Here is a 14,216-nt window from a genome sequence, read left to right as displayed (position 1 = left end):
AAGCGGAACGCCCGCCACCGCAGGGGGCCCGCGGCGGGTCGCCACCGTCCTTGTGGGGGTGCCGGGCCGGATATCGGGGACCGTTGTCGGTGGGGTGCGGCAGGATGGACCGAATGAGTGGGACCGGAGACACGGCGGCGCATCACGCCGCGGACGACGGCGCCGGCCGGGCCGGCGGCGGGCCGCCCGACGGGCCCGGTGAGCTGCCCGAGTACGCCGAGCGGGTACTCGGCGTCGCCGAGCTGATCCCGGCCGGCCGGGTCATGACCTACGGCGATGTCGCGGAGTGGCTGGAGGAGGGCGGGCCGCGCCAGGTCGGCCGGGTGATGGCCCTCTACGGCGGGGCGGTGCCCTGGTGGCGGGTGGTGCGCGCGGACGGCCTGCTGCTGCCGGGCAGCGAGCTGCGCGCGCTCGCCCACTACCGCGACGAGGGGACGCCGCTGCGCACCGTCTCGCGGGCGGCGCGCGACGAGAATCACATACCCCGGCTCGACATGCGGGGGGCCCGCTGGGACGGCGCGCCCACGGGCGAGGACTCCCCGGCGGACGGCTCGCCCGGCGCCGGGGAGGGCGACGGGCGGCACCCCTGAGGCGGCAGCCGCCCGCGCCCCGGCCGGCCGGCGCCGCCCCCGTAGCCTGGGGGCCGCGTCCGGCGCCGACACGGTCGCGGGACGCGCCGCGGTCCGGGCGCCGGGCGGCGTAGCGTCGGGGCCTGCCGCCACCGCGGTCCCGGGGGCGCGCCGCGGCACAGCGTCCGCCGCCGCCCGCCCCGCAGGCCCCCGACCCGTTCTCACGCACCGCACGACGACCAGCACTCCCACCAGGACCGGCGATCCACTTGAGTTCCTCCTTCTCGGCCCTTCCGCCGACGCGGCCGCACCGGGCGGCGCGGCGGGATGCCTCCGGCGCGTACCGGTTGGTGCGCACCCCGGCGGGGACGGTGGAGCCTCCTGTCTTGGACGCAGCCCAGCGCGCTGTGGTTGACCATGACCACGGACCGGCCCTCGTCCTCGCGGGACCGGGCACCGGCAAGACCACGACGCTGGTGGAGTCGGTCGCCCGCCGGGTACGCGACGGCGCCGATCCCGAGCGGATCCTCGTCCTCACCTTCAGCCGCAAAGCCGCCGTCGAACTCCGCGACCGGCTGGCCGCCCGCCTCGGCGGCAGCGCCGTCCCGCAGGCCACGACCTTCCACTCCTTCTGTTACGCCCTGGTCCGCGCCCACCAGGACGCCGACCTCTTCGCCGACCCGCTCCGGCTGCTGTCCGGCCCCGAACAGGACCTCGTCGTCCGTGAACTCCTGGAGGGCCAGGCCGAACTGGCGGACGCGGGCCGGGCCCGGACCCGCTGGCCGGACGAGCTGCGCGCCTGCCTGACGACCCGCGGCTTCGCCGACGAGGTCCGCGCGGTGCTCGCCCGCAGCCGCGAACTGGGCCTCGGACCGGAGGCGCTCGCGGACTTCGCGCGCCGCACCGGCCGCCCCGACTGGGGCGCCGCGGCCGGCTTCCTCGCCGAATACCTCGACGTCCTCGACGCCCAGGGCGTGCTCGACTACGCCGAACTGGTGCACCGCGCCGTCCTGCTGGCCGAGCGGACCGACGTCGCCGCCGAGCTGGCCGGTGCGTTCGACGCGGTGTACGTCGACGAGTACCAGGACACCGACGTCTCGCAGGTACGGCTGCTGCGGGCGCTCGCCGGCAACCACGGAGCCGCCGCCACACCGGGGAGCCCCGGCCGCACCCTGGTGGCCTTCGGCGACCCCGACCAGTCGATCTACGCCTTCCGGGGCGCCGACATCAACGGCATCCTCGACTTCCCGGAGACCTTCACCCGCGGCGACGGCACCCCCGCCGCGGTGCACGTCCTCGGCACCTCCCGGCGGTCGGGCGCCGCCCTCCTGGCGGCGACCCGGCTGCTCGCCCGGCGGATGCCGCTCACCCGCCTCCCGGCGCGGAAGGTCCGCGCACACCGCGAGCCCGCGCCCGTACGGGACGGCGGCCGGGTCGAGGCCTTCACGTACCCGACACCGGGGGCCGAACTCGACAACATCGCGGACATCCTGCGCCGCGCCCACCTGGAGGACGGCGTGCCCTGGCGCGACATGGCCGTCCTCGTCCGCGCCGGCGGGCACTCCATCCCCGCCGTACGCCGTGCGCTCACCTCTGCTGGGGTGCCGCTCGACATCGACGGCGACGATCTGCCCCTCCGGCACGAACCGGCCGTCGCGCCGCTGCTGGGCGCACTCCGGGCGGCCGCGCGGGCGGCCCTCGGGACGCCGGGGGAGCCCACGGTGCCGGAGCAGGACGGCGGACCCGACGCGGCGGAGGCACAGGCGCCCGATGACGGCCCCGCCGGCGGGCCCGACGCCGCCGTTCCCGCTCCCACCGTCCCCGCCTGGCTCGACGCCGAGACCGCCATGGAGCTGCTGACCTCACCGCTCGGCGGGATGGACTCCGCCGACCTGCGGCGGCTGGGCCGCGCGCTGCGCGAGGAGGAGCGGGCCGCCGGGCAGCCGCTGCCGCGGCCCTCGGACGAGCTGATCGCGCAGGCGCTCGCCGAACCACAGCGCCTGGTGGCGCACGATCCGGCGTACGCCCGTGGCGCGCAGCGGCTCGGGGTGCTGCTGCGCAAGGCCCGTGAGCTGCTGGCCGGTGGCGGCACCGCCGAACAGGCGCTGTGGGAACTGTGGGACGGCACCCCCTGGCCGGGCCGCCTGGAGCGCACGGCCCGGCGCGGCGGCGCGGCCGGCCGCAACGCCGACCGGGACCTGGACGCCGTCGTCGCGCTCTTCGAGACCGCCGCCCGCGCCGAGGAGCGCACCGGCGGACGCGGCGCCCTCAACTTCCTGGAGGAGCTGGACGCACAGGACATCGCCGCCGACACCCTCACCCGCCGCACGGTCCGCCCGGACGCCGTACGGCTGATGACCGCGCACCGCTCCAAGGGCCTGGAGTGGCACCTCGTCGTCATCGCCGGTGTCCAGGAGGGGCTCTGGCCCGACCTGCGGCGGCGCGGCTCGCTCCTGGAGGCGGACCGGATCGGCCGGGACGGCCTGGCCGAGCCGCTCACACCGGGCGCGCTGCTCGCCGAGGAGCGCCGGCTGTTCTACGTGGCCGCGACCCGCGCCCGGGAGCGGCTGGTGGTCACGGCGGTGAAGGCCGCAGCGGACGACGGTGACCAGCCGTCCCGTTTCCTGACCGAACTCGGCGTCGACCCGCAGGACGTCACGGCCCGCCCGCGCCGCCCCCTCGCGGTCGCCGCGCTGGTGGCCGAGCTGCGGTCCACCACGGTCGACCCCGCGGCCACCCCCGCGCTGCGCGAGGCCGCGGCCCAGCGGCTCGCGAAGCTGGCGGCCCTGACCGACGAGGACGGGAACCCCCTGGTGCCGGCCGCCCACCCGGACAGCTGGTGGGGGCTGCACGAACCGACCCACAGCACCGTCCCGCTGCGCGACCGCGACCGGCCGGTGGTCCTGTCGGGCAGCGCCCTGGACCAGCTCGCGAACACCTGCTCCCTCCAGTGGTTCCTGGGGCGCGAGGTGAAGGCCGACGCCCCGTCCACCGCCGCGCAGGGCTTCGGCAACGTCGTCCACGTCCTCGCCGACGAGGTCGCCTCCGGGCGCGCACCCGCCGATCTGACCGTCCTGATGGAGCGGCTGGACTCCGTATGGGACGCGCTCGCCTTTGACGCGCCCTGGAAGTCCCGCCAGGAGAAGGACAGCGCCCGCGCCGCCCTGGAACGCTTTCTGCGCTGGCACGTCATGGAGCGCGAGACCCACGGCCGGGACACCGTCGCCACCGAGCACGGCTTCGACGTCACCCTCGAAGCCGGCGCCTACGAGGTCCGTATCCGCGGCAGCATGGACCGGGTCGCGCGCGACGCCGAGGGACGGGCCTACGTCGTCGACTTCAAGACCGGCAAGCAGAAACCGACCGGGCCGGAGGTCGCCCGCCACCCCCAGCTGGCCGTCTACCAGCTCGCGGTCCGCGAGGGCGCCGTCGACGACGCCTTCGGCGGCAGCACCCCCGGCCCCGGGGGCGCCGAACTGGTGCATCTGCGCCTGGGCGCGCCCCGCAAGGAGGGCGGCGACGTACTGCCCGCCGTCCAGGCGCAGCAGCAACTGGAGGGGGAGTGGGTCGGCGACCTGCTCGCCACCGCGGCCGGCCGGGTCCTGGAGGAGCGGTTCACGCCGACGACCGGGACGCACTGCACGCACTGCGCCTTCCGGGCCTCGTGCAGCGCACAGCCCGAGGGACGGCACATCGTGGAGTGAGCCCGGTGGCGGGCAGGCCGGGCGGGGGCGCCCGGTCGGTCGGGGCGGCGACGCCGCGTCTCGTCCGCGGGCTCCCGGCCGGCCGGGAGCGGGGGTGGTCGGCCGGTCCGCCGGTCCCCCGGCCGGCCGCGATTGTCAGTGCGGCCGGTTACGGTTTCGGACGTGTCAGCCCGCATCTCCGACCCGGCCCGCGACCCCGGCTCCGTCCCCCGCACCGACCCGGTGCCTCCCACCGGCGCGGCCCGCCTCACCGACCCCGAGCAGCTCAAAGAGCTCCTGGGCATCCCGTTCACCCCGGAGCAGACGGCGTGCATCACCGCCCCGCCCGCCCCGCAGGTCATCGTGGCCGGAGCCGGTTCGGGCAAGACGACGGTGATGGCCGCCCGCGTGGTGTGGCTGGTGGGCACCGGCCAGGTCGCCCCCGAGCAGGTCCTCGGGCTGACGTTCACGAACAAGGCCGCCGGCGAGCTCGCCGAACGCGTCCGCAGCGCCCTCCTCGCCGCCGGCGTCACCGACCCGGAAGCCCCCGCCCGCCGCCCGGCCACCGCCCCCGCGGGCACCGCCGCGCCGGACCCCTTCGACGGCGGCCCCGAGCAGCCCCAGGGCGAGCCGCGGATCTCCACCTACCATGCCTTCGCCGGGCAGCTCCTGAAGGACCACGGCCTGCGGATCGGCCTGGAGCCCAGCGCCCGGCTCCTCGCCGACGCCACCCGCTTCCAGCTCGCCGCCCGCGTCCTGCGCGCCGCCCCCGGCCCCTATCCGGCGCTCACCAAATCCCTGCCGTCCCTCGTGGAGGACCTCCTCGCCCTGGACGGCGAGCTGGCCGAGCATCTGGTGGAGCCGGCGGACCTGCGCGCCTACGACACCGGGCTGCAGGCCGCCCTCGACGGCGTGAAGCTCTCCAACGCCGATCTGCGCAAGGTCCCCGAGACCGTCCGAGGCCGGCTGGAGCTGCTCGACCTCGTCGGCGCCTACCGCGACGAGAAGCGCCGCCGTGACCTCCTCGACTTCGGCGACCAGATCGCCCTGTCGGCGACCCTCGCCACCACCCGCCCGGAGGTCGGCCAGATCCTGCGCGACGAGTTCAAGGTCGTGCTGCTCGACGAATACCAGGACACCTCCGTCGCCCAACGGCTGCTGCTCTCCGGCCTCTTCGGTGCCGGCACCGGCAGCGGCACCGGTCACGCCGTCACCGCCGTCGGCGACCCCTGCCAGGCCATCTACGGCTGGCGCGGCGCCTCCGTCGCCAACCTCGACGACTTCCCCCACCACTTCCCCTTCGAGGACGGCACCCCCGCCCGACGGTTCGCCCTCAGTGAGAACCGCCGCAGTGGCGGCCGGCTGCTCGACCTCGCCAACGGCCTCGCCGCCCCCCTGCGCCGGATGCACGCCGGCGTCGAGGCACTGCGCCCCGCCCCCGGCGCCGAACGCGACGGCATGGTGCGCTGCGCCCTGCTGCCCACCCACGCCGAGGAACTGGCCTGGCTCGCCGACTCCCTCGCCCACCTCGTCCGTACGGGCACCCCGCCCGGCGAGATCGCCGTGCTGTGCCGTACGGCCGGGGACTTCGCCCGCATCCAGGGCGAGCTGGTCGCCCGGGACGTCCCCGTGGAGGTCGTCGGCCTCTCCGGGCTGCTGCACCTCCCCGAGATCGCCGACCTCGTCGCCGTCTGCGAAGTGCTCCAGGACCCGACGGCCAACGCCGCCCTGGTGCGGTTGCTGATCGGCCCCCGCTGGCGCATCGGCCCCCGCGACCTGGCGCTCCTCGGCCGCCGCGCACGCACCCTCGTCCACCACGGCGGCCCGTCCGAGGACCCGGAACAGCGCCTCGCGGCGGCCGTGGAGGGCGTCGACCCGGCCGAAACCATCTCGCTCGCGGACGCCCTCGACACCTTCCTCGAAGCCGAGGGCCCCGATGACGGCCTGCCGTTCTCCGCCGAGGCCCGCGTCCGCTTCGCCCACCTCGCCGCCGAGCTGCGCGACCTGCGCCGTTCGCTCAGCGATCCGCTCATGGACGTCCTCCACCGCGTCCTGGCCACCACGGGCCTGGAGGTGGAGCTGTCCGCGTCGCCGCACGCCCTCGCGGCCCGCCGCCGCGAAACCCTCGGCACCTTCCTCGACATCGCCGCCGGATTCGCCGCCAAGCAGGGTGGTGCATCCCTGGACGGCGAAGCGTCCCTGCTGGCCTTCCTCGGCTTCCTGCGCACCGCCGTGCGGCACGAAAAGGGCCTGGACAGCTCACTCCCCGGCGGCGACAACACCGTCAAGGTGCTGACCGCCCACAAGTCCAAGGGCCTGGAGTGGGACGTCGTCGCGGTGCCCGGCCTGGTGGGCAAGCAGTTCCCCAGCGAACAGGCCCGGGAGTCCTGGATCACCCAGCCCAAGGTCCTGCCCCACGCCCTGCGCGGTGACGCCGCCACCCTCCCGGACGTCGGGGAATGGGCGGCGCGCGGCCTGAAGGACTTCAAGGAGGAGATGAAGCACCACCAGGCGACCGAGGAACTCCGCCTGGGCTACGTCACCTTCACCCGCCCCCGTTCCCTGCTCCTCGGCTCCGGCCACTGGTGGGGCCCCAACCAGAAGCGGCCGCGCGGCCCTTCCTCGTTCCTGGAGGCGCTGCGCACCCACTGCGAGGCCGGTCACGGCGAGATCGAGGCCTGGGCGGACGCCCCCGAGGAGGGTGCGGAGAATCCGGCCCTCGCCGAGGCCGCCGCCGAGCAGGCCTGGCCGCTCCCGCTCGACCCCGTCGCCACCGCCCGCCGCCGCGCCGCCGCCGCCACGGTCCGCACCCACCTGGCCCGCCGCCGCGCCACCACGCCCTCCCCGGACGCGGCGGACCTCCAGCCCCCCTTGGCAGCCGGCCACGGCCTCACCGGCCCCGCCACTGCCCCCTCCGCCCCCGAGTCCCTCTTCGCCCACGACCCGGAATGGCCCCCGCCACCGGACGACGAGACGGAGGACGCCCCGTACGACATCCCGGAGCCGGACCCCTTCGCCGACGACACGGACCCGGACCGGTACGCCGACGGCGCGGAGGCTGACGGGTACACCGGTGGCGCGGAGGCTGACGGGTACACCGACGGTGCGGGGGCGGACGGGTGCACCGGTGTCGCGGAGGCGGACGGGTACACCGGCGGTGCCGGGGCTGACGGGTACACCGACGGTGCGGGGGCGGATGGGTGCACCGGTGTCGCGGAGGCTGACGGGTACGCCGACGGTGCCGGGGCTGACGAGTACACCGGCGGCCCCGGGCTGGGCCGGCATGCCCACCATCCGGATGCTGAGTCCTACGGCCCGGATGCCGCGTCCTACGGCCGGGACCCCGAGTCTTACGGCCGGGACGATGAGTCTTACGGCCCGCACGTCGAGTCCGATGCCTCGGGCGCCGAGTCCTACGGTCCGGGCCTTGGGGCACACGGCCCGGACGCCGAGGGGCTCGGCGCGGATCCTGCGATCAGTGGTCCGGATCCCGCTATGAGTGGCCCGGACTCCGACGTCGATGCCGCCCCCGCCCACGGGCACGCCCCGCTCCGGCCCCGTGTGGTCGCCCAGCGCTCGGCCCCGGACGAATCGGAAGACCCGGGCCGCGCGGACGCCCGATGGGACCCGTCCCGTGCGGGCTCCTCGACTCCCTCCGGCACCTCCACCCCCTCCGGCGCCCCCGACGCCTACGACACCCACCGCTCCGACGACACCCACCGCTCCGGCGACACCCACCGCTTCGATGACGCCCACGGCTCCGGCGACGCCGACGACCCCTTCGGCCCGGCCGATGCCGCCTCAGCCCCCCGGGCCCTCCTCCCTGAGGAGCGCCGCACGGTGGGGTCCTGGGACCGTGACCTGGATGCGCTCGCGGGCGAACTGCGGCGCTCCCGTGCCCGCGTCCGGGACGTCCCGCTCCCATCCGCGCTCAGCGCCACCCAACTGCTCCGGCTGGCCGCCGATCCGGACGGCTTCGCCCGCGAGCTGGCCCGCCCCATGCCGCACCCACCGCAGCGTGCCGCCCGGCGCGGCACCAGGTTCCACGCCTGGGTGGAGTCCCGCTTCGAAGAGCTGACGCTGCCCCTGCTCGGCCCGGACGAGCTGCCGGGCGCCGAGCCCGGCGAGGAGCCGGAGATCGTGGACGAACGCGATCTGGAGGCCCTCAAGGAGGCCTTCGCCCGCACCCCGTACGCCCGCCGCACCCCGTACCGCGTCGAGGCCCCCTTCCAGCTCACCCTCGCCGGCCGGATCATCCGCGGCCGGATCGACGCCGTCTACAAGGAGCGCACCCCCGAAGGCGGCGACCGCTTCGAGGTCGTCGACTGGAAGACCGGCCGGGCCCACTCCGCCGACCCGCTCCAGCTGGCCATCTACCGCCTCGCCTGGGCCGAGCGGCACGGCCTGCCGCCGTCGGCCGTCGACGCAGCCTTCCTGTACGTCCGCAGCGGCGAGGTCGTCAGACCCACCCGGCTGCCGGGCCGGGCCGGGCTGGAGCGCATCCTGCTCGGTGAGACCGCCGACGGGCCTGCCCCCGAAGGCCGATAGGCTCGGCCGTATGAGCACCACCCCGGACAGCGCCGTCCACGCGTACCTCACCAGCCACCGCGACACCTTCCTCGACGACCTCGCCGAGTGGCTGCGCATCCCCTCCGTATCGGCCGACCCGGAGCGCGCCGCCGATGTGCGCCGCAGCGCCGAATGGCTCGCCGCGAAGCTTGCCGACACCGGCTTCACGACCACCGAGGTCTGGGAGACCGACGGCCTGCCCGCGGTCTTCGCCGAGTGGCCTTCCGGGGACCCGTCCGCGCCGACCGTCCTCGTCTACGGCCACCACGACGTGCAGCCCGCCGCCCGCGAGGACGGCTGGCACACCGACCCCTTCGAGCCGCAGACCGTCGACGGCAAGCTCTACGCCCGCGGCGCCGCCGACGACAAGGGCCAGGTGTTCTTCCACACCCTGGGTGTCCGCGCACACCTCGCGGCCACCGGCCGTACGGCCCCCGCCGTCAACCTCAAGCTGCTCATCGAGGGTGAGGAGGAGTCCGGCTCGCCGAACTTCCCCGCCCTGATCGCCCGGCACGCCGACCGCCTCGCCTGCGACACCGTGATCGTGTCGGACACCGGCATGTGGTCCAAGGACACCCCGACGGTCTGCACCGGCATGCGGGGCCTGACCGACTGCCAGATCGACCTCTACGGTCCCGACCAGGACATCCACTCCGGCTCCTTCGGCGGTGCGGTCCCCAACCCCGCCACCGAAGCGGCCCGTCTCGTCGCCGCCCTGCACGACGACGACCGGCGGGTAGCCGTCCCCGGCTTCTACGACGGCGTGATCGAGCTCACCGACCGCGAGCGCGAACTCTTCGCCGAGCTGCCGTTCGACGAGTCCGAGTGGCTGCGCACCGCGCACTCGCACGCCACCCTGGGCGAGCAGGGCGCCACGACCCTGGAACGGATCTGGGCCCGCCCCACCGCCGAGGTCAACGGCATCGGCGGCGGCTATCAGGGCCCCGGAGGCAAGACCGTGGTGCCCTCCACCGCCCAGCTCAAGCTCTCCTTCCGCCTCGTCGCCGGCCAGGACACAGCGGCCGTCCAGCAGTCCGTACGCGACTGGGTCGCCGCCCGCCTCCCGGCGGGCATCCGCCACGAGATCACCTTCTGGGGCGCCACCCGCCCCTGCCTCACCCCCCTCGACCACCCCGCGCTCCAGTCCGTGGTCCGCGCGATGGGACGGGCCTTCGGCCAGAAGATCCGCTTCACCCGCGAGGGCGGCTCCGGCCCCGCCGCCGACCTCCAGGACGTCCTCGGCGTCCCGGTCCTCTTCCTCGGCATATCCGTTCCGTCCGACGGCTGGCACGCACCGAACGAAAAGGTCGAGCTCGACCTGTTGATGAAGGGCGTCGAGACGGCCGCCCACCTGTGGGGCGACCTGGCGGACAGCTGGCGCCCCGCTTGACCCGCGCCGGCACCGCCGTCACCGTTCCGCGTCCTACACAGCAATCACCCACGCCACAGGGGGAGTTGGAAACAGCAGTGACCACCTGGACCGCCCACAGCGCCGACCGGCCGCTCACCTTCAGCGCACCGAGCGGGATCGACCGCGCCGCCCACCACCGCCTCGACGAGGCCTGGCTGGCGGCAGCCTGGAGCCACCCGACGACGCGCGTCTTCGTGGTGTCCGGCGGCCAGGCGCTGATCGACGACACCCCCGACGGCCGCACCGAGCTGATCATGACGCCCTCTTTCGAGGCCCCCATGACCGAGGCGCACCGCTATTACCTCGGCACCGACGACGACGGCGTCAGCTACTTCGCCCTCCAGAAGGACTCGCTGCCCGGCCGCATGGACCAGTCCGCGCGCCCCGCGGGTCTGCGCGAGGCCGGTCTGCTGCTCTCGCCTCGCGATGCCGGCCTGCTCGTGCACGCCGTGGCCCTGGAGAACTGGCAGCGGCTGCACCGCTTCTGCTCCCGCTGCGGTGAGCGCACGATCATCGCCGCCGCCGGTCACATCCGCCGCTGCCAGGCCTGCGGTGCCGAGCACTATCCGCGCACCGACCCCGCCGTGATCATGCTCGTCACCGATGAGGAGGACCGCGCGCTCCTGGGCCGCCAGGTCCACTGGCCCGAGGGCCGCTTCTCGACCCTGGCCGGCTTCGTCGAGCCGGGGGAGTCGATCGAGCACTCGGTGGCCCGCGAGGTCTTCGAAGAGGCCGGTGTCGTCGTGGGCGAGGTCGAATACGTCGCCAGCCAGCCCTGGCCGTTCCCGTCCAGCCTGATGCTCGGCTTCATGGCCCGCGCCACGTCCTCGGAGATCCAGGTCGACGGCGAAGAGATCGAAGAGGCCCGGTGGTTCTCCCGCGAGGACCTGCGCGCCGCCTTCGAATCCGGCGAGGTGCTCCCGCCGTACGGCATCTCGATCGCGGCCCGGCTGATCGAGCTCTGGTACGGCAAGCCGCTGCCGAAGCCCTGATCGCAGTCCCCGCGCCACACCTTCCGTCCCGCGACGGGCCGGTGGCGCCGGACGGCCGCAGGGACGGACGAGGGCCCCGGGGGAGTTCCCCGGGGCCCTCGCTCCGCTCGGAGACCCTGCTCCGATGCGGCTCGTCAGACGGCGAGGGCCTGCTTCACCTGCGCGAGGCTCGGGTTCGTCATGACGACGGCCTCGGCACCGGCGGAGGGCACCACCTGGACGGTCGGCACCGTCTGGTTGCCGCCGTTCGCCTTCTCCACGAAAGCCGCGGACTCCGGGTCGTGCTCGATGTTGATCTCGGTGTACGCGATGCCCTCGCGGTCCATCTGGCCCTTCAGCCGACGGCAGTAACCGCACCAGGTCGTGCTGTACATCGTCACAGTGCCCGCCATGCGTCCCGCGCTCCTTCGTTAAGGGTGATCCGACGCCGCCGACGCCGTGTCCGGCGCGACGACAAGAGAAAGAACGCACACCGCGCTCCGGCAATTCCCGCTTCATCCCCCAGCTCCTTCCCCCGCTCGGCCGGCCCGTGATCCCGAGCCGGTGAGTCCGATCGTGCCCGGACCGCCGCGGCCCTGCCGCCGACCGTCCCCACCGTCCGCGAAAAGTACGACCGGACCCGGCGCCTGTGGACAACTTTCCGGGCGCCGTCGCGGACCTGGCAGCATGGCGGGGTGACACCAGCAACGGACTCCTCTCTTTTCCCGCAGGTCCCCGACTCTCCCGACGCGGTGCTCGACGGGCTCGACCCCGAGCAGCGGGAGGTCGCGACGGCCCTGCACGGTCCGGTGTGTGTCCTGGCAGGCGCCGGCACGGGCAAGACCCGCGCGATCACCCACCGGATCGCGTACGGCGTGCGAGCCGGAATCCTGCAGCCCGCCAGTGTGCTCGCTGTCACCTTCACGGCACGCGCGGCCGGCGAGATGCGCGGCCGTCTCCGGCAGCTCGGCGCCGGCGGCGTCCAGGCCAGGACGTTCCACTCCGCCGCGCTGCGCCAGCTCCAGTTCTTCTGGCCCAAGGCCGTCGGCGGCGAGGTCCCCCGGCTGCTGGAGCGCAAGGTGCAGCTCGTCGCCGAGGCCGCCGCCCGCTGCCGCATCCGCCTCGACCGCAACGAGCTGCGCGATGTCACGGGCGAGATCGAATGGTCCAAGGTCACCCAGACCGTGCCCGCCGACTATCCGGCCGCGGTCGCCAAGGCCGGCCGCGACGCCCCCCGCGACCCGGCCGAGATCGGGCAGATCTACGGCACCTACGAACAGCTCAAGCGCGATCGCGGCACGATCGACTTCGAGGACGTGCTGCTGCTCACCGTCGGCGTGCTCCAGGACCGGCACGACATCGCCGAGCAGGTCCGCTCCCAGTACCAGCACTTCGTCGTCGACGAATACCAGGACGTCAGCCCGCTCCAGCAGCGGCTGCTCGACCTGTGGCTGGGCGAGCGCGACAACCTCTGCGTGGTCGGCGACGCCAGCCAGACGATCTACAGCTTCACCGGCGCCACCCCCGACCACCTGCTCAACTTCCGCACCCGCCACCAGAACGCCACGGTCGTCAAGCTCATCCGCGACTACCGCTCCACACCCCAGGTCGTCCATCTGGCCAACGGCCTGCTCTCCCAGGCCAAGGGCCGGGCCGCCGAACACCGCCTGGAGCTGGTCTCGCAGCGCGAGGCCGGCCCCGAGCCCGGCTACGTCGAGTACGCCGACGAGCCCGCGGAGGCGGAGGGCACCGCCCGCCGTATCCGCGACCTCATCGCCTCCGGCGTCCCCGCCAGCGAGATCGCCGTCCTCTTCCGCATCAACGCCCAGTCCGAGGTCTACGAACAGGCACTGGCCGATGTCGGCGTGCCCTACCAGCTGCGCGGCGCGGAGCGGTTCTTCGAGCGGCCGGAGGTACGCGAGGCCGGCATCAAGTTGCGTGGCGCCGCCCGCTTCGGCGCCAATGACGCCCTGCTCGACGACGCCGTCGACCTGCCGTCCGAGGTGCGGGCGGTGCTCAGCGACATGGGCTGGACCGGCGAGCCGCCCGCGGGCTCCGGCGCGGTGCGCGACCGCTGGGAATCCCTGGCTGCCCTGGTCCGGCTCGCCGAGGACTTCGCCAAGGCCCGCCCCGCCGCCACCCTCGCCGACCTCGTCGCCGAGCTGGACGAGCGGGCCAACGCCCAGCACGCCCCGACCGTCGAAGGCGTGACGCTCGCCTCGCTGCACGCCGCCAAGGGCCTGGAGTGGGACGCCGTGTTCCTGGTCGGCCTCACCGAGGGCATGATGCCGATCACCTACGCCAAGACCGACGAACAGGTCGAGGAGGAGCGCCGCCTCCTGTACGTGGGCGTCACCCGTGCCCGCCTGCACCTCGGCCTGTCGTGGTCGCTGGCCCGCTCGCCCGGCGGCCGGGCCTCCCGTCGTCCCAGTCGCTTCCTCGACGGCCTCCGGCCGGGCTCCGGAGCGTCCGCCGCCCGCCGTACGCCGGGGGCGGCCTCGGGCGGTGTCGAGCGCGGCGCCGGGGCAGCGGGGGCGAGCCGCCGCAAGAATCGCGGGCCGGCCCGTTGCCGCGTCTGCGGTAAAACGCTCACGGCTGCCGGTGAGATGAAGCTGATGCGCTGCGAGGACTGTCCCTCGGACCTCGACGAGGCGCTCTACGAGCGGCTGCGCGACTGGCGGGCCGGGCAGGCCGAGCAGTCCCGCCAGCCCGCGTACTGCGTCTTCACCGACAAGACGCTGATGGCAATTGCCGAGGCCGTTCCGGGAACCGAACCGGAGCTCGCGGCCATCTCAGGAGTGGGACGGCGAAAGCTCGACCGGTACGGCACCGATGTACTGGCGCTCTGCGCCGGCGAGGAGCTCGCGGGGGCCTCGGAAGAGGGTTCCGAAGACGCCGCGGAAAACTCGTCGGAAAAATAGTTTGCGCACGCGGAGCACGGCCCCATAGCCTTCACAAGCACGGAGACGACGGACCTTCCGAGATCCGATGGATCCGTGCTGTACTTGAACAA

7 protein-coding genes are annotated in these 14,216 nt (G+C 74.5%); 6 read left to right on the top strand and 1 reads right to left on the bottom strand.

The features are described from left to right. Window positions 1-113: 113 nt before the first annotated feature. From ACIRQ7_RS02625 to nudC, 5 genes are all read left to right on the top strand, one after another. Window positions 114-590, top strand: a complete 477-nt coding sequence (locus ACIRQ7_RS02625) for an MGMT family protein (protein ID WP_404259282.1) — start codon at window positions 114-116, stop codon at window positions 588-590. 248 nt (window positions 591-838) lie between these two features. Further along, window positions 839-4,273: an ATP-dependent helicase gene (locus tag ACIRQ7_RS02620; protein ID WP_404259280.1), complete on the top strand. Its 3,435-nt coding sequence runs from the start codon at window positions 839-841 to the stop codon at window positions 4,271-4,273. A gap of 222 nt (window positions 4,274-4,495) precedes the next feature. After that, window positions 4,496-8,800: a UvrD-helicase domain-containing protein gene (locus tag ACIRQ7_RS02615; protein ID WP_404260079.1), complete on the top strand. Its 4,305-nt coding sequence runs from the start codon at window positions 4,496-4,498 to the stop codon at window positions 8,798-8,800. A 10-nt stretch (window positions 8,801-8,810) separates the two neighbouring features. Next, window positions 8,811-10,211: a dipeptidase gene (locus ACIRQ7_RS02610; RefSeq protein ID WP_404259279.1), complete on the top strand. Its 1,401-nt coding sequence runs from the start codon at window positions 8,811-8,813 to the stop codon at window positions 10,209-10,211. Between the two features lie 77 nt (window positions 10,212-10,288). Continuing rightward, window positions 10,289-11,224: an NAD(+) diphosphatase gene (nudC, locus tag ACIRQ7_RS02605; protein ID WP_401462757.1), complete on the top strand. Its 936-nt coding sequence runs from the start codon at window positions 10,289-10,291 to the stop codon at window positions 11,222-11,224. Between the two features lie 134 nt (window positions 11,225-11,358). On the opposite strand, the gene ACIRQ7_RS02600 is transcribed toward nudC, so the two are convergent. Beyond that, window positions 11,359-11,616, bottom strand: a complete 258-nt coding sequence (locus tag ACIRQ7_RS02600) for a mycoredoxin (protein ID WP_401462759.1) — start codon at window positions 11,614-11,616, stop codon at window positions 11,359-11,361. 282 nt (window positions 11,617-11,898) lie between these two features. Here ACIRQ7_RS02600 and ACIRQ7_RS02595 point away from each other — a divergent pair, with 282 nt between their 5' ends. Then, window positions 11,899-14,124: an ATP-dependent DNA helicase UvrD2 gene (locus ACIRQ7_RS02595; RefSeq protein WP_403666949.1), complete on the top strand. Its 2,226-nt coding sequence runs from the start codon at window positions 11,899-11,901 to the stop codon at window positions 14,122-14,124. Window positions 14,125-14,216 lie beyond the last annotated feature (92 nt).

Origin of the sequence: Streptomyces sp. NPDC101393 (genome assembly GCF_044767385.1) — a bacterium.
GTDB lineage: Bacteria > Actinomycetota > Actinomycetes > Streptomycetales > Streptomycetaceae > Streptomyces.
This window is presented reverse-complemented; position numbering and strand designations above follow the sequence as displayed.

What these genes read in the sequence shown, in the direction of transcription:
- ACIRQ7_RS02625 (WP_404259282.1), top strand. Translation starts at nt 114, where the DNA reads ATGAGTGGGACCGGAGACACGGCGGCGCATCACGCCGCGGACGACGGC.
- ACIRQ7_RS02600 (WP_401462759.1), bottom strand. Translation starts at nt 11,616, where the DNA reads ATGGCGGGCACTGTGACGATGTACAGCACGACCTGGTGCGGTTACTGC.
- ACIRQ7_RS02610 (WP_404259279.1), top strand. Translation starts at nt 8,811, where the DNA reads ATGAGCACCACCCCGGACAGCGCCGTCCACGCGTACCTCACCAGCCAC.